The organism is Amycolatopsis sp. NBC_00345 (genome assembly GCF_036116635.1).
In the GTDB taxonomy this organism is placed as follows: domain Bacteria; phylum Actinomycetota; class Actinomycetes; order Mycobacteriales; family Pseudonocardiaceae; genus Amycolatopsis.
Map to the genome: position 1 here is coordinate 422,474 of NZ_CP107995.1, position 20,120 is coordinate 442,593.

Annotated in this window: 19 protein-coding genes; 14 read left to right on the plus strand and 5 right to left on the minus strand. The window is 71.8% G+C overall.

What is annotated here, in order from left to right; genetic code table 11:
* Nucleotides 1-10 precede the first annotated feature (10 nt).
* Genes OG943_RS02000 through OG943_RS02010 form a run of 3 tightly spaced genes read left to right on the plus strand, consistent with a single transcriptional unit; the run spans nt 11 to nt 3,141 of the window.
* The gene (locus tag OG943_RS02000) at nt 11-1,237 is read left to right on the plus strand and encodes a cytochrome P450 (RefSeq protein ID WP_328607929.1); all 1,227 of its coding nucleotides are present in this window, start codon (nt 11-13) and stop codon (nt 1,235-1,237) included.
* Between the two features lie 38 nt (nt 1,238-1,275).
* Nucleotides 1,276-2,064: a transglutaminase-like domain-containing protein gene (locus tag OG943_RS02005; protein WP_328607930.1), complete on the plus strand. Its 789-nt coding sequence runs from the start codon at nt 1,276-1,278 to the stop codon at nt 2,062-2,064.
* Nucleotides 2,065-2,112: 48 nt separating this feature from the next.
* Nucleotides 2,113-3,141 carry a YhjD/YihY/BrkB family envelope integrity protein gene (locus tag OG943_RS02010; protein WP_328607931.1) on the plus strand — a complete coding sequence of 343 codons (1,029 nt, stop codon included), beginning with the start codon at nt 2,113-2,115 and terminating at the stop codon, nt 3,139-3,141.
* Between the two features lie 32 nt (nt 3,142-3,173).
* Here OG943_RS02010 and OG943_RS02015 read toward each other — a convergent pair whose 3' ends face one another.
* The 3 genes from OG943_RS02015 to OG943_RS02025 all read right to left on the minus strand — a co-directional run bounded on the left by OG943_RS02015 (nt 3,174) and on the right by OG943_RS02025 (nt 6,468).
* Nucleotides 3,174-4,340, minus strand: a complete 1,167-nt coding sequence (locus tag OG943_RS02015) for a thiolase domain-containing protein (protein WP_328607932.1) — start codon at nt 4,338-4,340, stop codon at nt 3,174-3,176.
* Between the two features lie 70 nt (nt 4,341-4,410).
* Complete coding sequence (locus OG943_RS02020; protein ID WP_328607933.1) at nt 4,411-5,463, minus strand: thiolase domain-containing protein; 1,053 nt, start codon at nt 5,461-5,463, stop codon at nt 4,411-4,413.
* A gap of 21 nt (nt 5,464-5,484) precedes the next feature.
* On the minus strand, nt 5,485-6,468 hold the full coding sequence (locus OG943_RS02025) for a Zn-ribbon domain-containing OB-fold protein (RefSeq protein WP_328607934.1): 984 nt from the start codon (nt 6,466-6,468) through the stop codon (nt 5,485-5,487).
* 80 nt (nt 6,469-6,548) lie between these two features.
* Between OG943_RS02025 and OG943_RS02030 the strand changes: the two genes are divergently transcribed.
* Nucleotides 6,549-8,078 (plus strand): acyl-CoA synthetase, encoded by a 1,530-nt coding sequence (locus OG943_RS02030; RefSeq protein WP_328607935.1) that lies wholly within the window; start codon nt 6,549-6,551, stop codon nt 8,076-8,078.
* A gap of 266 nt (nt 8,079-8,344) precedes the next feature.
* Here OG943_RS02030 and OG943_RS02035 read toward each other — a convergent pair whose 3' ends face one another.
* A complete protein-coding gene (locus OG943_RS02035) occupies nt 8,345-9,127 on the minus strand; it encodes a crotonase/enoyl-CoA hydratase family protein (protein WP_328607936.1) in 783 nt (260 codons plus the stop codon).
* A gap of 62 nt (nt 9,128-9,189) precedes the next feature.
* On the opposite strand from OG943_RS02035, the gene OG943_RS02040 reads away from it, so the two are divergent.
* Nucleotides 9,190-10,785, plus strand: a complete 1,596-nt coding sequence (locus OG943_RS02040; RefSeq protein ID WP_328607937.1) for an acyl-CoA synthetase — start codon at nt 9,190-9,192, stop codon at nt 10,783-10,785.
* Nucleotides 10,786-10,793: 8 nt separating this feature from the next.
* On the plus strand, nt 10,794-11,900 hold the full coding sequence (locus OG943_RS02045; RefSeq protein WP_328607938.1) for an NAD(P)H-dependent flavin oxidoreductase: 1,107 nt from the start codon (nt 10,794-10,796) through the stop codon (nt 11,898-11,900).
* 54 nt (nt 11,901-11,954) lie between these two features.
* Here the strand turns inward: OG943_RS02045 and OG943_RS02050 are convergent, their stop codons facing one another.
* Nucleotides 11,955-12,764, minus strand: a complete 810-nt coding sequence (locus OG943_RS02050) for a S1 family peptidase (RefSeq protein WP_328607939.1) — start codon at nt 12,762-12,764, stop codon at nt 11,955-11,957.
* 413 nt (nt 12,765-13,177) lie between these two features.
* Between OG943_RS02050 and OG943_RS02055 the strand changes: the two genes are divergently transcribed.
* The 8 genes from OG943_RS02055 (at nt 13,178) to OG943_RS02090 (ending at nt 20,067) form a co-directional block, all read left to right on the plus strand.
* Nucleotides 13,178-13,957, plus strand: a complete 780-nt coding sequence (locus OG943_RS02055) for a GntR family transcriptional regulator (protein ID WP_328611975.1) — start codon at nt 13,178-13,180, stop codon at nt 13,955-13,957.
* A gap of 75 nt (nt 13,958-14,032) precedes the next feature.
* Nucleotides 14,033-14,413, plus strand: coding sequence for a DoxX family protein (locus OG943_RS02060; RefSeq protein WP_328607940.1), 381 nt, complete (start codon nt 14,033-14,035; stop codon nt 14,411-14,413).
* A 105-nt stretch (nt 14,414-14,518) separates the two neighbouring features.
* The gene (locus OG943_RS02065; RefSeq protein WP_328607941.1) at nt 14,519-15,634 is read left to right on the plus strand and encodes a TIGR03364 family FAD-dependent oxidoreductase; all 1,116 of its coding nucleotides are present in this window, start codon (nt 14,519-14,521) and stop codon (nt 15,632-15,634) included.
* Nucleotides 15,631-16,299, plus strand: a complete 669-nt coding sequence (locus OG943_RS02070; protein WP_328607942.1) for a phosphonatase-like hydrolase — start codon at nt 15,631-15,633, stop codon at nt 16,297-16,299. The genes OG943_RS02065 and OG943_RS02070 overlap by 4 nt, the downstream gene beginning before the upstream one ends.
* A gap of 13 nt (nt 16,300-16,312) precedes the next feature.
* Nucleotides 16,313-17,350, plus strand: coding sequence for a 2-aminoethylphosphonate ABC transporter substrate-binding protein (locus tag OG943_RS02075; RefSeq protein ID WP_328607943.1), 1,038 nt, complete (start codon nt 16,313-16,315; stop codon nt 17,348-17,350).
* A complete protein-coding gene (locus tag OG943_RS02080; RefSeq protein WP_328607944.1) occupies nt 17,347-18,417 on the plus strand; it encodes an ABC transporter ATP-binding protein in 1,071 nt (356 codons plus the stop codon). Before OG943_RS02075 ends, OG943_RS02080 begins: the two co-directional genes overlap by 4 nt.
* Nucleotides 18,414-19,292 (plus strand): 2-aminoethylphosphonate ABC transporter permease subunit, encoded by an 879-nt coding sequence (locus OG943_RS02085; protein ID WP_328607945.1) that lies wholly within the window; start codon nt 18,414-18,416, stop codon nt 19,290-19,292. Before OG943_RS02080 ends, OG943_RS02085 begins: the two co-directional genes overlap by 4 nt.
* Nucleotides 19,270-20,067, plus strand: coding sequence for an ABC transporter permease (locus OG943_RS02090; RefSeq protein ID WP_328607946.1), 798 nt, complete (start codon nt 19,270-19,272; stop codon nt 20,065-20,067). Before OG943_RS02085 ends, OG943_RS02090 begins: the two co-directional genes overlap by 23 nt.
* Nucleotides 20,068-20,120 lie beyond the last annotated feature (53 nt).

A 20,120-nucleotide genomic window follows, 5' to 3' on the forward strand; every position in this document is an offset into this window, starting at 1 on the left:
GGAGGCAGCCGTGGCCGCTCCGCTTTTCCCCGTCGGTTTCGACTTTTCGGACCCGGACCTCTACGCCAGCCGACTGCCGCTGGCCGAGTTCGCGGAGCTCCGGCGAACCGCGCCGGTCTGGTGGAACCCCCAGCCGATGAACACCGCCGGCTTCGGCGACGAAGGCTACTGGGTCGTTTCGCGGCACCAGGACGTCAAGGAAGTCTCCCGCGACAGCGAGCTGTACTCGTCGTGGGAGAAGACCGCGATCATCCGCTTCGACGACCAGATGACGCAGCAGAACCTCGACGCCAATCGCCTGGTGCTGCTGAACATGGACGCCCCGCAGCACACGAAGCTGCGGCGCATCGTCTCGAAGGGCTTCACCCCGCGCTCCATCGCGAAGCTGGAGGACACCCTTCGCGACCGCGCCGAGCGCATCGTCGCCGAAGCCCGCAAGAAGGGCTCGGGCGACTTCGTCACCGACGTCGCGTGCGAGCTGCCGCTGCAGGCGATCGCCGAGCTGATCGGCGTGCCGCAGGAGGACCGGCTCAAGATCTTCGACTGGTCCAACCAGATGGTGGCCTACGACGACCCCGAGTACGAGCTCGAGCCGCTCACCGCGTCCGCCGAGATCGTCGGCTACGCCTGGAACATGGCCGAGGAACGCCGCCGTTGCCCGATGGACGACATCGTCACCAAGCTCGTGCAGGCGGACGTCGACGGCGAGTCGCTCGGCTCCGACGAGTTCGGCTTCTTCGTGATCCTGCTGGCCGTCGCGGGCAACGAAACGACGCGCAACGCCATCACCCACGGCATGAAGGCCTTCCTCGACCACCCGGACCAGTGGGCGCGCTACCGCGAGGAGCGGCCGAAGACGGCGCCGGACGAGATCGTCCGCTGGGCCACGCCGGTGGTCGCGTTCCAGCGCACCGCCACCCGCGACACCGAACTCGGCGGCGCGCACATCCGCAAGGGCGACCGCGTCGGGATGTTCTACAGCTCGGCCAACTTCGACCCCGACGTGTTCGACGAGCCTGAGCGCTTCGACGTGTTCCGTGAGGACAACCCGCACGTCGGCTTCGGCGGCACCGGCTCGCACTACTGCATCGGCGCGAACCTCGCCCGGCTGGAGATCGACCTGATCTTCAACGCGATCGCCGACGTGATGCCGGACATCACCGAGGCCGCGCCGCCGGAACGGCTGCGTTCGAGCTGGATCAACGGCATCAAGCACTACCAGGTCCGCTACGGCTGAGCCCCGCGCCCGGCGGCCGGGCCGGGCATGATGGGCCGATGGTCCAAGCCACCGTCGACGTCGAGTTCGGCGTCCGCGTCACCAAGCCCGGCCTCGCCGCGATTTCGATCGCCGCCGTGCGCGCCGACGAGGACGAGCTGACGGTCTCCGGCGGCGGGACGCCCCGGACCGCCGAGTTCGAGCACGGCACCCGCGCGGAGGTCTACGACCTGCCCGAGGGCGAGCACCGCGTCACCTACCACGGCGTGCGCACGCTGCGCCGGGTCGCGGCCGAGCCGGTGACCGTCGCCGACATCGCCCGCTACACCCGGCCGAGCCGGTACTGCCCGTCCGACCGGATGGGCGGCCTGGTGCCGCCCGCGGTCTACGCCGCCGAAGGTGACGCGGCGCGGGTGCGCGCGATCGTCGACCACGTGAACGGGCGGCTCGCGTACGTCGTGGGCTCCGGGCGCCCGACTGACGACGCGATCGACACGCTGCTGGCCGGCGAAGGCGTCTGCCGCGACTTCGCGCACGTCTGCGTGGCGCTCTGCCGGATCGTCGACATCCCCGCGCGCTTCACCGCCGTCTACGCGCCGGGCCTGCGGCCGATGGACTTCCACGCCGTGTTCGAGGCCGCGGTCGGCGGCCACTGGCAGGTGTTCGACGCCACCCACCTCGCGCCGCGCCAGACCATGCTTCGCATCGCCACCGGACGGGACGCCGCCGACACCCCGTTCCTGGCCACCCTCGGCTGCGAGCTCGACTTCCTCGGCGCCACCGTCTTCGCCACCACCGACGGCGCGCTGCCCCATGACGACTGGGACAAAGCGGTGACCCTGGCCTGAACGCGTGTCCGGTGCGACAAACCGGTGCGTGCTGGGTAGACAGACACCGTGAAGCGTTCCCGTGACAGCCCGGGGCCCAGCCGGTGGGCCCGTGCGCGGGCCCGGTACCGGTGGCTCGACCACCTGGCCCGGGCCACCAACCGGTACATCGACTACGGCGGCTACCACTACGTCGCCTCGATCACCTACTTCAGCCTGCTTTCGCTGGTGCCGCTGCTGATGCTGTCGTCATCGGCCGCCGGTTTCGTGCTGGCGACCCAGCCGCAGCTGCTCGGCTCGCTGGTGCACGCGATCTCCGGCACGCTGCCGGGCACGCTCGGGACCAAGGCCACCGACCTGCTGACCGGCTTCGTCGAGCAGCGCACCAGCGTCGGCCTGGCAGGACTGGTCGTCGGGCTGTACTCGGGCTGGAACTGGATGAACGCGCTGCGGGACGCGCTCACCGCGATGTACGGGCAGAACCGCTCGGACCAGCCGCTGCTGCGCACCATCCTGATGGACGTGCTCGCGTTGCTCGGCCTCGCCGCCGCGCTGCTGGTGTCGTTCCTGATCACCGTGTCCGGCACCGCGGTCGGCCGGTACCTGCTGGGGCTGGTCGGGGTCACCGACGAGAGCTGGGGCCACACCGTGCTGTCGGCGACGTCCGTGCCGCTGGCGCTGCTCGCGGACTGGCTGGTCTTCCTCTGGGTGCTCACGCGGCTGCCGCGCGAGCGGGTCGGCTGGCGCAGCGCGATGCGCGGGGCGGTCGCCGCGGCGCTCGGCTTCGAACTCCTGAAACAGGCCGGTGGCTTCTACCTGAGCCTGATCAGCGACTCGCCTTCGGGCGTCGCGTTCGGCTCGGTGATCGGCCTGCTGTTCTTCATCTCCCTGATCGCGCGGATGCTGATCTACATCACCTCGTGGACGGCCACGGCCGGCGACGCCCCGCAACGGCCGATCCCGCCGCCGTCGCCGACCTCGCTGCGGCCGGTGGTCGCGCCGAAGCCGAGCGGCGCGCTGCCCGCGGCCCTCGGCGTTGTCGCCGGGGTGCTGGGCACGCTGTTCGCTTTGCGCGGCCGCCGCCGTCGAGACTCGTGAGTGTTTATGACGGTTCTAACCGTCATAAACACTCACGAGCTTGGCTTGCCTGACCCGACCACCCACATGCTGAAGTACTGCGAGCCGCCGCCGTACGCGTGGCCGAGCGCGACCCGCGCGCCGTCCACCTGGTAGTCGCCGGCGCGGCCCATCACCTGCTTGGCCGCCTCGGAGAAGCGCAGCATCCCGGACGCGCCGATCGGGTTGGACGACAGCACGCCGCCGGAGGGGTTGACCGGCAGCCGGCCGCCGAGCGCGGTGTCGCCCGCCTCCGTCACCTTCCAGCCCTGGCCCTCCGCGGCGAAGCCGAGGTTCTCCAGCCACATCGGCTCGAACCAGGAGAACGGCACGTAGATCTCCGCGACGTCCACTTCGGACAGTGGGTCGGTGATCCCGGCCTCGTGCCACAGCGCCGCCGCGGCGTCCCGGCCGGCCTGCGGGCTCACCTGGTCCCGCCCGGCGAACGTGGTGGGCTCGGTGCGCATGGCCGTCGCGTGGATCCAGGCGGCGCCGCCCTCGACGGCGTCACCGGCCGCTTCGTCGCCGATCACCATCGCGCAGGCGCCGTCGGAAGACGGGCAGGTCTCGTCGTAGCGGATCGGGTCCCACAGCATCTGCGACGCCTGCACGGACTCGACCGTGATGTCCGCCTGCCGCAGGTGTGCGTACGGGTTGAGCGCCCCGTTGCGACGGTCCTTCGCCGCGACGATGGCGCCGATGTGCTCCGGCGTCCCGGAACGGCGGATGTAGGAGCGCACGTGCGGCGCGAAGTAGCCGCCCGCGCCGGCGCCCACCGGCATCTGGAACGGTGGCAGGATCGACAGGCCCCACATCGCGTTCGACTCCGACTGCTTCTCGAACGCCACGGTGAGCACCCGCCGGTGGATCCCGGCCTGCACCAGCGACGCGGCCACGAGCGCGGTCGAGCCGCCGACGGAGCCCGCGGTGTGCACGCGCAGCAACGGTTTCCCGGTGGCGCCGATGGCGTCGGCCAGGAACAGCTCGGGCATCATCACGCCCTCGAACAGGTCCGGTGCCTTGCCGAGGACCACGGCCTCGATCTCGTCCCAGCCGACGCCGGCGTCGGCCATCGCGCGGTCGATCGCCTCACGCAGCAGGCCGGGCATGGACACGTCGAGGCGCTTGGCCCGGTGGTGCGTCTGCCCGGTGCCGAGCACGGCGGCGAGTTGCTTGGTCATCGCGACTCCAGTGTCTTGCGGGACACCCGCACCCGGTCGGCACGACGAGCGGGCTGTCGCGATGGTGTGCTCATCGTGCCTCCAGGACGGCGAGGAGGTTCTGCTGCAGGGCTGGGCCGCCGGTCGCGTGCGCGAGCGCCTTGGCCGCCTCGCCCCGGTGGATGCGGGCGGCGGCCTCGCCGATCCGGGCCAGCCCGGCGGAGAACATCGGATTTCCGGTCAGCGCGCCGCCGGAGGGGTTGATCCGGACGTCGGCGCCGAGGCCGAGCGCGCCGCGCAGGATCAGCTCCTGGTGCGTGAACGGCGCGTGCAGCTCCGCCAGCTCGACGCCGTCGAGGTCCAGCGCCTTCGCGGCGGCCTCGGTGGACGGCGAGCGGGTGAGGTCCCGCGCGCCGAGCACGGGGGAGTCGACGCGGTGCTCGATCCCGGTGAGGATCGCGGGCCGGTCCACCAGGTCCTTCGCTCGCTCCGCACTGGCCAGCACGATCACCGCGGCGCCGTCGGAGACCGGCGCGATGTCGTGTTCCCGCAACGGATCCGCGACGTACGGCGTGTCCAGCAGCTCGGCCGTCCCGACCACTCCGGACACCTGCGCGGCAGGATTGCCGGCGGCGTCGGCGCGCGAGCGGACGGCGACTTCGGCGAGGTCCTTTTCGGACCACAGCCCGGCGTCCAGGCCCATCCGCGCCTGGAGCCCGGCGATCGCCAGCGAGTCCGGCCACAGCGGGCCGACGACGTACGGGTCCAGCTGCAGCGCGAGCACCCGGCGCAGCTGTCCCGCGCTGGCCTTGCCGAAGCCGTAGACGAGCGCGGTGTCGACCTCGCCCATGCGGATCTTCAGCCAGGCCTCGTACAGCGCCCAGGCCGCGTCCATCTCGACGTGGGACTCGTGGATGGGCGGGAACGCGCCGATGGCGTCCACCGCGGCGATGAACGAGAACGCGCGCCCGGCCAGGTAGTCCGACGAGCCGGAGCACCAGAACCCGATGTCCTCTTTGGACAGTCCGGTGGCGGCGAAGACCTCGGCGAAGATCGGCACCAGCATCTCGACGCCGTTGGTGGTGCCCGGCGTCTCCCGGACGTTCGGCGCCTGCGCGAACCCGGCGACGGCGACTTCAGGCATGTGGTGACCTCACAGCTGACCTCACAGGTGGTGGGCGAAGGATTCGTACGGCGCGTCCGGCTCGCCGGTCGGCTCGAAGTGGCTGATGTTCTCCAGCGACGTCCACCACTCCTCGCGCGGCTTCCACGCGGCGCGCACGCGCAGGCCCATCCGCACGTCCGCGGCGTCGCAGCCGAGCACCAGGTGCAGGAAGGCGATGTCGGCGCCGTCGAGCAGGATGTACGCGGCGACGTACGGCGGCTTGATCCGCTGGCCGAGGAACGGCACGTTGACGATGCAGAACGTGGTGACGATGCCGGTGTCGGGCAGTTCCACCTCGTCGGTGGTCGGCACGCCGTCGGTGGGGCAGGCGCCGCGCGGCGGGATGTAGACCTTGGTGCAGGCCGGGCAGCGCTGCCCGATCAGCTTGCCTTCGGCGAGCCCCCGCAGGTAGCGGCTCTCCTCGGGCGACGCGGAATGCCGGTAGCGCAGGTGTACTGGCGTCATGACCACGCTGACGGGCGCGCCCTCCTCGCGTTTCGCGACCGGGGGCGGCGGCTCGGTGGGCGTGGTGTCCGGCGCGCCGGCGGGCAGGAAGTAGGCGATGTCGCGGATGTGGCCCACGGTCTCGTCGGCCCAGCGGACGCGCACGCGCTGTCCGGTGTGGACACTGCCGGGGTCGCCCGCGTCGAGGGCGTGCAGCAGGGCGGTGTCCGCGCCGTCGAGCCGCACCAGCACCCAGGCGAACGGGCGGCCCAGCGGCTGGCCGTCGAGCGGCTCCGCGCACCACGACCACGAGACGACGGTGCCCTCCTCGGCCACCGGCACGAACTCGGTCAGCGGCGCGGCGGTCACCGGGTCGTACTCGGGCGGGGGCACGTGCACCCGCCCGTCACTGCCGCGCACGCCTTCGATCCGGCGCTCGCGCAGCGCGTTGACGAACCGGCCCAGTACCGGCCCGGTCGAGCGTGTGTAGTCGAAGCCGACGTCGAGCGGGGCGGAGAGCGGGATCTCTGAAACCGTCACGTTCCCGAGTGAAACACGTTCTCGATTCAGGGGCAAGACGCCTGTTGTGCTGTTGTGGAACGCGTTCTAGATTTGAGGGCATGAACCTCGGACTGTGGACCATCGCCGCCGCGGCACCGGACCGGACCGCGCTGGTAGACCCGGACGGCCGGGAAGTCGGCTACGGCGAGCTGGCCGCCAAGGCGGACCGGTACGCGCGCGGGCTGCGGGAGCTGGGCCTCGGCGTCGGCGACGTCGTGGTGCTGCTGCAGCCGAACGGAGACGAACTCGTGGCGGCGTACTTCGCCGCGATCCAGTCCGGGCTGTACGTGGTGGTGGTGAACTGGCACCTCGTCGGCCCGGAAGTCGCCTACATCCTGCAGGACAGCGGCGCGAAGGCGTTCCTCGCGCACGAGCGGTTCGCCGAGGTCGCCGTCGCGGCGGCCGACGAGGCGGGCCTGCCCGAGTCCGCCCGGTTCGCGGTCGGCGCGGTGCCCGGGTTCCGCCGGGTGGAGGAACTGGGCGCGGGCCTGGGCGACGGCCGCCCCGAGGAGCGCACCGCGGGCTCGCCGATGCTGTACACCTCGGGCACGACCGGGCGGCCCAAGGGCGTCCGGCGGCCGCTGACCGGCGCGGACCCGGACGACGTGCCCGCGGCGTCCACCTGGTTCTTCGGGATCTTCGGGCTGAAGCCGCACGACGGGCACGTGCACCTGTGCGGCTCGCCGCTCTACCACACGGCGGTGCTCAACTTCGTCGTGATCTCTTTGCAGCTCGGGCACACCGCGGTGCTGATGGACCGCTGGGACGCGGCGGACATGCTGCGGCTGATCGAGCGGCACCGGGTGACGCACAGCCACATGGTGCCCACGCAGTTCCGCCGGCTGCTGGCGCTGCCGGACGACGTGCGCTCGGGCCACGACCTGAGCTCGCTGCGCGTGATGATCCACGGCGCGGCCCCGTGCCCGCTGGAGGTCAAGCGGCGCATGCTCGACTGGTGGGGCCCCGTCGTCACGGAGTACTACGCGGCCACCGAAGGCGGCGGCACAGTGATCTCGGGGGAGGACTGGCTGCGCAAGCCGGGCTCGGTCGGGCTGCCCTGGCCGGGCTCGACGATCCGCATCCTCGACGACGGCGGTTCGGAGCTGCCGGCGGGCGAGGTCGGCACGGTGTACATGAAGATGGGCGACTCGAAGTTCGAGTACCACCGCGACCCGGAGAAGACGAAGCAGTCGCGCGTCGCGGACCTGTTCACCCTGGGCGACGTCGGGCACCTCGACGCGGACGGCTACCTGTACCTGCACGACCGCAAGGCCGACCTGATCATCTCCGGCGGCGTGAACATCTACCCGGCCGAGATCGAGGGTGAGCTGGTGATGCACCCGAAGGTCGCGGACATCGCCGTGTTCGGCCTCCCGCACGAGGACTGGGGCGAGGAGATCAAGGCCGTGGTCCAGCCGGCGGAGGGGATTTCGCCTTCTCCCGAGCTGACTTCGGAGCTCCTGGCCTACGCGGCGACGCGGCTGGCGCGCTTCAAACTGCCGCGATCGGTGGATTACCTGGACGAGCTGCCGCGTGACCCGAACGGGAAGCTGTACAAGCGGCGGCTGCGGGAGCGCTACGTTTCCTGACGCGTTTCCTGCCTCGTGAGTGGTTATGCCGGTTAGAACCGTCATAGCCACTCACGAGGTTTTTCCCTACTTCGTGGGCACCGAAAGATCGGCGGGTTCGTTGCCCAGAGGCTCGCCGTTGTCGGCCGTCACCCGGATGATGCTCGCGTAGTATTCTTCGCCGCGACAACTCCCAACCCCGCCGTCGCCAACGAGGCACCTTCAGTGCGCTTCATCGGTTCTCAGTCGCGACGCCGTCGATCGGTGTTACAGATCGCACTCACGAGTCATTTGCCCTGAAACCGAGGTTTCCGCTTCTCCGCGAACGCCCGCGGCCCCTCCTTCGCGTCGGCGGAGGAGAAAACCTCGATCCCGTACTGCGCGTCCAGCTTGAAGGCGTCCTCTTCGTGCATGCCTTCGGTGTCGCGCATGGTCTTCAGGATCGCGCGGACGGCGAGGGGGCCGTTCGCGTCGATCAGGGACGCGATCTCCAGCGCGCGCGAGAGGGCTTGGCCGTCCGGGACCACGTGGCCGATCAGGCCGATCGCCAGCGCCTCCTCGGCCGTGATGTGGCGGCCGGTCAGGAGCAGGTCGGCGGCGACGGTGTACGGGATCTGGCGCGGCAGCCGCACGGCGGAGCCGCCCATCGGGAACAGGCTCCAGCGGGCTTCGGAGACGCCGAAGCGCGCGCTCGTGCCCGCCACGCGGATGTCCGTGCCCTGCAGGATCTCCGTGCCGCCCGCGATCGCGGGGCCCTCGACGGCGGCGATCAGCGGCTTGGTGAGACGGCGGCCCTTCAGCAGGCCCTCGATGCGGCTCGGGTCGAACGCGCCGCTGCCGAACGCCGGCGCGTCGCGGGCCATCGCCTTCAGGTCCGCGCCCGCGCAGAACGCGCCGCCCGCGCCCGTCAGCACGCAGCTGCGGACGTCGTCGTCGGAGTCGACGCGGTCCCAGGCCTCGACCATGATCGCGAGCATCTCGCCCGACAGCGCGTTGCGCGCCTCGGGCCGGTTCATGGTGACGACGAGCGTGTGGCCCTCCAGCGTCACCAGTGCGTGCGGCTCAGTCACCGAAACCTCCCGGCACTCCTTCGGACATTGCCCAGAACGATAACATGTTCTACTTTAGGGGAGTGGCACTCAACATCGCGGATTTACTCGAGCACGCCGTCGACGCCGTGCCGGAACGCGTCGCGGTCGTGTGCGGCGAGAGGCAGGTGACGTTCGCGGAGCTGGAAGCCCGCGCGAACCGCCTGGCCCACCATCTCGCCGCCCACGGCGTGGGACGCGGTTCCCACATCGGTGTCTATTCCCGCAACTCCATCGAGGCCCTCGAGGCCATGTTCGCCGCGTACAAACTGCGCGCCATCGCGGTGAACGTCAACTACCGATACGTCCACGGCGAGCTGCGCTACCTGTTCGACAACGCCGACCTGGTCGCACTCGTGCACGAGCGCCGTTACGCGGACAAGGTCGCCGCGGTGCTCCCCGAGACGCCGAAACTGAAACACGTTGTCGTCATCGAAGACGGCTCCGACACCGCTTACGAGACCGGTGTCGCCTACGAGACGGCGCTGGCGGAGAACTCACCCGAGCGCGACTTCGGCGAGCGCAGCGCCGACGACCTGTACATCCTCTACACCGGCGGCACCACCGGCTATCCGAAGGGCGTGCTCTGGCGCCACGAGGACATCTGGCGCGCGCTCGGCGGCGGCATCAACTTCATCACCGGCGAGTACGTGCCCGACGAGTGGGCGCTCGCCGAGCAGGGTAAAGCCGGCTCGCTGGTCCGGCTGCCGGCCGCGCCGCTCATCCACGGCGCCGCGCAGTGGGCCGCGTTCGGCGCGCTGTTCACCGGCAGCCCGGTCGTGTTCGTGCCGCAGTTCGACGCGCACCAGGTGTGGCAGGCCGTGCAGGCGCACAAGGTCCAGGTGCTCACCATCGTCGGCGACGCCATGGCGCGGCCGCTGATCGAGGCCTACCGCGAAGGCGGCTACGACCTGTCGTCGCTCGTCGCGGTGTCGAGCCACGCCGCGCTGTTCTCGCAGTCGGTCAAGCAGGAGCTGCTGGGCCTGCTGCCGAACGTCGTGATCACCGACGCCATCGGCTCCTCGGAAAGCGGTTTCACCGGGATCGGCATGGTGGGCAAGGACTCCGACCACAGCGCGGGCCCGCGGGTCGCGTTCGGCAAGGACGCGATCCTGGTCGACGACGACGGCGCGCTGGTCGAGCCGGCGCCCGGCGCGATCGGGCTGATCGGCCGCCGCGGGCACGTGCCGCTCGGCTACTACAACGACCCGGAGAAGAGCCGCACGATCTTCGTGGACGTCGGCGGCGTCCGGTATGTCGTGCCCGGCGACTACGCGCGGTACGAGGAGGACGGCACCGTCACGTTGCTGGGCCGCGGCTCGCAGTGCGTGAACACCGGCGGGGAGAAGGTGTACCCGGAGGAGGTCGAGGGCGCGCTGAAGTCGCACCCCGACGTGTTCGACGCGCTCGTGATCGGCGTCCCGGACGAGCGGCTCGGCCAGCGCGTGGCCGCCGTCGTGCAGGTGCGGCCGGGCGTGACGCTGAACCTCGACGCGATCGAGGCGCACGTGCGCACCGAGGTCGCCGGTTACAAGGTGCCGCGCACGGTCTGGCTGGCCGAGGAGATCGGCCGGTCGCCGAGCGGCAAACCCGACTACCCGTGGGCGCAGCGCTACGCCGCGGACCACGAACCCGCCTAGGAGCGTGCATGCGGACTTCCCTGTGCGACCGGTTCGGCATCGAGCTGCCGATCGTCGGCTTCACGCCGTCGGAGCACGTCGCCGCCGCGATCAGCCGCGCCGGCGGGCTCGGGGTGCTCGGCTGCGTCCGGTTCAACGACGCCGCGGAACTTGACGCCGTATTGGACTGGATGGACGAGAACACCGACGGGAAGCCGTACGGGGTCGACATCGTGATGCCGGCGAAGATCCCCGAAGAGGGCAGCCAGGTCGACCTCACGAAGCTGATCCCGGACGGCCACCGGGCCTTTGTCGACAAAGTGCTGCGGGAGCTGTCCGTGCCCCCGCTGCCGGACGACACCGACGAGCGGGCCGGGGTGCTCGGCTGGCTGCACTCGGTCGCCCGGTCCCATGTGGACGTCGCGCTGAAGCACCGGATCAGCCTGATCGCGAACGCGCTGGGCTCGCCGCCGCCGGACGTGATCGAGCTCGCGCACGAGGCGGGCGTGCCCGTGGCCGCGCTCGCGGGCAAGGCCGAGCACGCGGTGCGGCATGTCGACAACGGCGTGGACTTCGTGGTGGCCCAAGGCTACGAGGCGGGCGGGCACACCGGCGAGATCGCGTCGATGGTGCTGGTGCCGGAGATCGTGGACGCCGTCGGCTCGCGCGTGCCGGTGCTCGCCGCGGGCGGAATTGGCTCCGGCCGCCAGGTGGCGGCGGCGCTGGCGCTGGGCGCGTCGGGGGTGTGGATGGGCTCGTTCTGGCTCGCCACCGAGGAGTACCGCCAGACCATGACGGGCTCCGGCGGGATGCAGGAGGCGCTGGTCGGCGCGACGTCCTCGGACACCGTCCGCACCCGCATCTACACCGGCAAGCCCGCGCGCCTGCTCAAGACGCGCTGGACGGAGGCCTGGGCCGCGCCGGACGCGCCCGAGCCGCTGCCGATGCCGTTGCAGAACCTGCTCGTTTCCCCAGCGCACAACCGCATCCACGCCTCGGGCGACCCGGGGGTGGTGGCCATGCCGGTGGGGCAGATCGTCGGCCGGATGGACCGCGTCCGCCCGGTGGCCGAGGTGATCGCCGAGCTGGTGGGCGGGTACGAGGAAGCGTTGGCACGGCTGGACAAGACGCGCTGAAAGACTCGTGAGTGGCTATGACGGTTCTAACCGTCATAGCCACTCACGAGGTTGCTAGATGGACGAAGCGGCCGAAGCGATCGCGCTCGCGAAGCTGCTCACCTCGGTGTACACGCCGGGCGCGTGCGCACGGGCACAGCCGGTGCCCCAGCTCGTGATGCCGACCTGGACCCAGGCGTTGTTGTTGTCCCGGCGGAACATCGGGCCGCCGGAGTCGCCCTGGCAGGTGTCGACGCCACCGGAGTCGACGTTGCCCGCGCAGATCTCGGCGTTGGCGATCAGGCCGGTGTAGTCGCCGCCCTGCGCCTTGCAGGTGGCGTCGCTGACGAACGGGACCTGGGCCTTGAGCAGGTACCGCTGCTGCGCCCCGCCCTCGGAGGCGGCGCCCCAGCCGGCGACGGTGAACGTGCCGCTGTTGTTGGCCGTGCTCGACGAGACGGGCAGCGTCGCGATGCCGGTGACCGGGCTGGCCAGCTTGATCAGGGCCCAGTCGCCGCCGGTGGTGTCGTAGGTCGGGGACCGGTAGACGTAGGTGGACTTCACCTTCTTGGCGCTCGCGCTCTGCAGGTCGACCACGCCGAGCGTCGCGGTGATCGAGCTGTTCGAGCCGGTGCGGTCGACGCAGTGGGCGGCGGTGAGGACGATCTGCGACGTGTACAGCGCGCCGCCGCAGCCCATCGACAGCCGGACCATCCAGGGGAACTCACCTTGTGCGGCGCGGCTGCCGCCGATGACCTGCGTGCCGTCCGTCGACGGCGGCGGGGCGGCGACCGCGGCGGGGGTCGCCAGCCCGGCCAACGCGGTGGCGGCGGCGACGCCGATCGCGGCTTTTTTGAGCAGGGTGAACCATCTCTTGCTGGCCAAGGGATTCGTCCTTCCGGTGTCCATGGGTACTGATGTCCACAGTGGAACTACGGGGAAGCGGGAACTTTCGGGGAAACGGGGAGTGCCCCTTCGACTACACCAGAGCCGGAACAACCGGACAACCAACTTTCTTCGGATCTTTCCGGCCCTGGCTCGGCGGACGGGCGAAACTTCCGTGACGGTGCGTCGGCGCGCACCGAAGAGGCCCGGGCCGCGGTGGCCGCGTGGCACGGCTCGATCGAGCGTTGGACCGGTCGTTACCTGGAACTGGCGGCTGTCCGGCGCCACCGGATGACGCGCGGCGCCGGTGTCATCCGATCAGGCGTCCGATCGGGCGGTTCCTGGGACGGCGGGCCACGGGCCGCCCGGCTCGCATAGGCTCGGGACTCGTGCCCACGTCATCGCTGCCTTCGCTGCCGCCGCCGTCACTGCCGCTGTCCCGCCTGTCCGCCGACGGCCCGGTGCGCGACGGCATTCCCGAGCACGGCCGCGTCCCGCGGTACTACGCCGTGAAGGTCGAGCTGCTCGCGGTGATCGCCGAGCTGGGGGAGGGCGCGGTGCTGCCCGCCGAGCGGGAGCTGTGTGAACGCTTCAGTGTTTCGCGCGCCACGGTGCGCCAAGCCGTCAGCGAGCTGGTCCTCGAAGGCCGGCTCAGCCGACGGCAGGGGAGCGGCACGTACGTCGCCCCGCCGAAGCTGGTGCAGCCGCTCGCGCTGGTCAGCTACACCGAGGGCCTGCGCCGTCAGGGCATCGCGCCGGGCCGCACGCTGATCTCGCTGGAGCGCCGGGCCGCGGGGGCCGGGCTGGGCGCCGACCTGCGGATCGACCCGGCTGACGAGGTCATCCACATCGAACGGGTGCTGCTCGCCGACACCGAGCGCGTCGGGCTGGAGTCGACCTACCTGCGGGCGTCCCGGTTCCCGACGCTGCTGGAGGTCTTCGACCCGGAGCAGTCGCTTTACGCCTTCCTGCGCGAGAACCTCGGCGTGGTGTTCGACGGCGCCGAGGAGCGGGTCGAGACGGTGCTGGCCACCCCGCGCGAGGCGCTGCTGATCGGCACCAACCCGGCGCTGCCGATGCTGCTCATGCACCGCGTCTCGTGGGGCCCGGACGGCGAGCCGTTCGAACGCGTCCGCTCGCTCTTCCGCGGCGACCGGCTGAGCTTCATGACGCGCCTGGGCCGCATCGAGTAGCTGTCACGTTCGCGGCGCCCGCCCCGTCCCTCCGTTACCCGGCCGCCCGGCCGGCTCCAGGAGGGAGCAGAAACGATGAATGCCGCACTCTGGACCGGGCAGATCTTCCTGGCCTTGGTCTTCGCGTTGTCGGGGTCGCTGAAGTCGACGATGTCGCGGCAGCGGATGCTGGAGACGGGTCAGACCGGCGCCGCCGCGTTCCCGCTGCCGGTGGTCCGGTTCGCCGCGGTCTGCGAGCTGATCGCCGTGCTCGGCCTGATCTTGCCGCAGCTCACCGGTGTGGCCCCGGCGCTGACCGGCTGGGCCGCGCTCGGCCTCGTCGTGGTGATGATCGGCGCGATGGCGAGCCACGGGCGGCTCGCGGTCGTGCAGCACAAGCCCGCGGAATGGCGCAACGCCGGCGTCAACGTGCTGCTGCTCGCGGTGTGCGTCTTCGTCGCGGTCGGCCGGCTGTGAAGATAACAGAACGGTAACTCATCCGATCCAATATTCGGGGTCGGTTCACCTCGCGTTCGCTGGGGGGTCAGGCGGCGTTGGTGGCGGCCAGCGAGCGTGGCGGCCGTGCGAATCCTCATTGCAGGCGGCGGCGTGCTGGGCACCATGCACGCCTGGTCGGCCGTCGAACGTGGTCATGAAGTCGTCCAGCTGGAGCGGGAGGCCGAGGCGCGCGGCGCGTCCGTGCGGAACTTCGGCCTGGTGTGGGTCGGCGGGCGGGCGGCCGGCGCCGAGCTGGCCACGGCCGTGCGGGCCCGGCGGCTGTGGGAGCGGATCGGCGAGCGGGTGCCGGACCTCGGCTTCCGGGCCAACGGCTCGCTCACGCTCGTGCGCACCGAGGCGGAGCTGGCCGTCGCGAAGGAGGCGGCGGCGAGCCCGGACGCCGCGCGCGGGTTCAAGCTGCTCGACGCCGCGGAGGCGCGCGAGCTGAACCCCGCGCTGCGCGGCGATTTCCTGGGCGCGCTGTGGTGCGACCGCGACGCCGCTGTCGAGCCGCGCACCGCGCAGCCCGCGCTTCGGGCCGCGCTGACGGCGACCGGCCGCTACACCTGGCGCCCCGGCCGTGAGGTCCGCGCGCTGACCTCCAACGGCGTCGTCGACGACCACGGCGAGCGGCACGAGGGCGACGTGGTGCTGTTCTGCACCGGCGCGTGGCTCGGCGGCCTGGTCCGCGAGGTGGCCGGCGAGCTGCCCGTCCGCCGCGTGCGGCTGCAGATGGCCCAGACCGAGCCGCTCGGCGAGCCGCTCACCACGAGCGTCGCCGACGCCGACAGCTTCCGCTACTACCCGGCCTACCGCGGCCCCGCCCTCGACGGGCTCGGCACCGGCCAGCCGCAGGGCGAGGTCGCCGCCGGCCACGCCATGCAGCTGCTCATGGTGCAGCGGCTCGACGGCTCGCTGACGATCGGCGACACGCACGAGTACGCGCAGCCGTTCGGCTTCGACGTCACCGAAGACCCATACGACCACCTCGCCGAGGTGGCCGGCGCGCTGCTCGGCCGCCCGCTGCCGCGGATCCGGCGCCGCTGGGCCGGCGTGTACGCCCAGGCGACCGACGTGGGCGCGATCGTGCACCGGGAACGCTTGGCGGACAACGCTTTCCTCGTCACCGGCCCGGGCGGCCGGGGCATGACCTGCTCCCCGGCCATCGCCGAGGACACGGCCGTGGAGCTGGACCTGTGACCCCCGAGCTGGTGGTGCTGGACATGGCCGGCACCACGGTGCTGGACGACGGCCTGGTCGTGCGCGCCTTCACCGAAGCGATCGGCTCCGCCGGAGTGTCCGAAGAGGACAAACGCTTCCCGGAGATGCTCGCCTACGTCGAGGAGACGATGGGCCAGTCGAAGATCACCGTCTTCCGCGCCCTGCTCGGCGACGAGGCGGCCGCGCAGGAGGCGAACGCCGCGTTCGAGCGCGCGTACGCCCGGCTGGTGGCGGCGGGGGAGTGCGCCCCGGTCGAGGGCGCCGAGGACGTGATCCGCGCGCTGCGCCGCGACGGCGTCAAGGTCGCCTTCGGCACCGGGTTCGCCCCGGCCACGCAGACGGCGATCCTCGACGCGCTGGGCTGGCGCGACCTCGCCGACCTCGCGCTCGCCCCGGGCGAAGGCGTCCGCGGCCGCCCGTTCCCCGACCTGGTGCTGGCCGCGGCGCTGCGGCTCGAAGTGTCCGACGTGCGGCGGATCGCCGTCGCCGGGGACACCCCGTCCGACGTCCGCTCCGGGCTCGCCGCCGGCGCGTCCGTGGTCGCGGGCGTGCTGACCGGCGCGGGCACCCGGGCCGGCCTCGAAGCCGCCGGCGCCACCCACGTCCTCGATTCCATCCGCGACCTCCCCTCTCTGCTGGACTGAAGGAGCTATCCCCATGAAGACCCCGAAGAGAGTGGCGTACGTCTTCGCCGCGGGACTGCTCGGCCTGCTCGCGGCCTGCGGCGGGACCGGCGGCGGCGCGGCCGCGGACGGCAAGACCGTCACCGTGTACACAGTGGACGGTCTCGAAGACTGGTACACCGCCCGGTTCGCCGAATTCAAGCAGCAGACCGGGATCACTGTGCAGGCCGTCACCGCCGGCTCCGGCGAAGTGGCTTCGCGGGTGGAGAAGGAAAAGAGCAACACGAAGGCCGACGTGCTGGTCACGCTGCCGCCGTTCATCCAGCAGGTCGCGCAGCAGGGCCTGCTCGCCTCGTCCGCGCCGCAGGGCACCGAACAGGTGCCGGCCGCGGAGAAGGACCCGCAGGGCCGCTACTTCGCCATGATGAACAACTACATCAGCTTCATCTACAACCCGCAGCAGGCCAAGCCCGCGCCGAAGACCTGGAACGACCTGCTCGACCCGAAGTACCGCGGCAAGCTGCAGTACTCCACGCCCGGCGAGGCCGGCGACGGCACCGCCGTGCTGCTCCAGCTCCAGCACGTGCTGGGCGACCAGGGCGCGCTGGACTACCTGGGCAAGCTGCAGGCGAACAATGTCGGGCCGTCCTCGTCCACCGGCAAGCTGCAGCCGAAGGTGGCGAAGGGCGAGCTGCTGGTGGCCAACGGCGACGTGCAGATGAACCTGGCCGAGATCGGCAAGAGCGGTGGCTTCGACGTCTTCTTCCCGGCGGACGCGCAGGGCAAGCGCTCGACCTTCGCGATCCCGTACGAGGCCGGGCTGGTCACGAACGCGCCGCACGCGGACAACGCCAAGAAGCTGCTGGACTTCCTGTTCTCGCCGGCGACCCAGGCCAAGGCGGCCGACGCCTTCGGCATCCCGGCCCGCGCCGACGTCAAGTCCACCGGCGCGAACGCGGACCGGATCACGGCCGCGATGACCGGCGTCGACATCTGGCAGCCGGACTGGACCGCGGTGCTGGCCCGGCTCGACTCGGACCTGGCCGCCTACAAGAAGGCCATCGGCCAGTGACCCCGGCGGTCGAGTTCCGCGGCGTCTCCGTCCACTTCGGAGCGACGCAAGCGCTTGCGCCCCTGGACCTCACCGTGGCCCGCGGGGAGACGCTGGCCCTGCTGGGCCCGTCGGGCTCGGGCAAGTCGACGGCCCTCAAGGCGCTGGCCGGGTTCGTCCGGCCGAGCGCCGGGCGGGTGCTGCTCGACGGCGAGGACGTCACCGACCTGCCGCCGCACCGGCGCGGGCTCGGGGTGGTGGTGCAGAGTTACGCGCTGTTCCCGCACCTGCGGGTGGACGGCAACGTGGCGTTCGGGCTGAAGGCCCGCGGGCTCCCGCGGGCGGAGGTGGCCCGGCGGGTGGCCGAGGTGCTGGAGCTGGTGGGCATGGGCGCGTACGCCCGGCGCTTCCCGCGTGAGCTGTCCGGCGGGCAGCAGCAGCGCGTGGCGCTCGCCCGGGCGCTGGCGATCCGGCCCGGCGTGCTCCTGCTGGACGAGCCACTGTCCGCTTTGGACGCCGCCCTGCGTGAGGAGATGATCGCCGAGCTGCTGCGGCTGCGGGCGGAACTGCCGGACACCACGATGATCCACGTGACCCACGACCAGGCCGAGGCGCTCGCGCTGGCCGACCGGATCGCGGTGCTGCGGGACTCGCGGCTGGTCGAGCTGGGCCCGTGCGAGGAGCTTTACCGGCGCCCGGCAAGCGAGTTCACCGCGAGCTTCCTCGGCGGGGCCAACCTGGTCCCGGTCGAGCTGGTCCGGTTCGACGGCGGCCGCACCGCGGTCGTCCGCCTCGGCGGGCGCGAGCTGTCCGCCGAGGCCACCGGCGTGCTCGGCGAGGGCCAGTCCGTGGCGCTCGGCGTGCGGCCGCACCGCGTCGGCGTCGGCGCGCCGGGACCGGACGCGTGGCCCGCGCTGGTCCGCGGGGTGCAGTGGCGGGGCACGGGCTACCGGCTGGACCTGCACCTGCCCGCCGCGGACTGCGAGCTGCGCGCCGAGGTCCCGGACGGGCCCGGCCTGCCCGCCGTCGGCGACTCGGTGGGAGTGTCCATTCCGGACGGTTGCCCGCTGCTGGGTGTGGGCGCGTGACCGGTCTCCTGCTCGACGCCGTCGCCCCGGTGCGCGCCGGGCGCCGTCCACGGGTGCGGCGCGCCCGGTTGTGGTGGCTGCTCCCGCCGGTGGTCGTGCTGCTCGGCTTCTTCGGCTACCCGCTGGTGCTCGTCGCGCTGCAGTCGTTCACCTCGAAGTCCGGCGGGCTCACGTTTTCGGTGTGGGGCGACGTGCTGGGCTCGGCCGAGTTCCGGGACGCGGCCTGGCAGACCGTGCTGCTCGCGCTGGGCGCGACGGCCGGCTGCCTGCTGCTCGGCACGTTCCTGGCGCTGGCGGTCGCGTTCGTGCCGTTCCCCGGCGCGCGGGCGCTGGCGCGGCTGGTCGACACGCTGCCGGCGTTCCCGTCGTTCCTCATCGCGCTCGCGTTCACCTTCCTCTACGGCAGCGCGGGCGTGTTCGGCGCCGGGGGCTTCCTGTACTCGCCGTGGGGCGTGCTGCTGGCCGAGGTCACCTTCTACACGCCGTTCGTGATGCGCCCGGCGCTCGCGGCGTTCGGCCAGGTGCCCGCAGCGCAGCTGGAGGTCGCGGCGAGCCTCGGCGCGCGGCCGGGCCGGGTGCTGCGGCAGGTGGTGCTGCCGGAGGCGCTGCCGTCGCTCGCGTCCGGCGCCTGCCTGGTGCTGCTGCTGACCATGAACGAGTTCGGCATCGTGCTGTTCCTCGGTGCCAAGGGCGTCACGACCCTGCCGATGCTGGTGTACGGCAAGGCGATCGTGACGTTCGACTTCCCGGCCGCGTCCGTGGTCGCGATGGTGGACGTGGTGCTGTCGCTGGTGCTCTACGCGGGTTACCGCCGGGCTATGTCATCTGTGGGATCTGGGGGAGGAGGACGCCGTGCTGCTGTGGACCAGGCGTAGCCGGGTATTGCTGTGGCTGGTGGCCGGTGTGGTGTTCGCCGTCGTGGTGGCGGCGCCGCTGGTGATGATCGTGCTGGCGTCCTTCGCCGGGCACTGGACCGGCGTGCTGCCAGGTGGCTTCACCGCGGCGCATTATGTCGACGCGCTGTCCGGCGACACCTTCGCGAGCCTTTCGGTGAGCGTGCAGACGGGGGTGATCGCCTCCGCCGCGGCCGTGCTGCTCGGCACCTGGGCGGCGCTCGCGGCCGACGGCGCGCCGTCGCGGGTGCGCCAGGTCGTCGGCACGCTGTTCCACCTGCCCATCGCCGTGCCGTCGGTGGTGCTGGGGCTGGCGCTGCTCGTGGCGTTCAGCCGGCCGCCGCTCGCGCTCAACGGCACGCGGTGGATCGTGATGGCCGCGCACCTGATGCTGTTGCTGCCCTTCGCCTACAGCACGGTGTCGGCCGCGCTGGCCCGCGTGGACCCGTTGCTGGCGCAGGCCGCGGCGAGCCTCGGCGCACGGCCGGCGCGGGTGCTGCTGCGCGTCCGGATTCCGGTGCTGCTGCCCGCGATGTCCGCTTCGGCGAGCCTCGCGCTGGCGATGTCGATGGGGGAGCTGGGCGCCACGATGATGCTGTACCCACCGGATTGGCGGACGCTCCCGGCCAGCGTCTTCGCGTTGACCGACCGTGGGCAGGTGTTCCTCGCGTCGGCGAGCACCGTCGTGTTGCTGGTGGTGACGCTGGCGGGAGTGGTGCTGCTGGGGCTCGTGCGCGGCCGTGGCGCGGCCCGTTGAGGGAGCCGCCGCGGAGATTCCGGGCCCTCTCGTGCAACCGTTCGGGCCCGGAT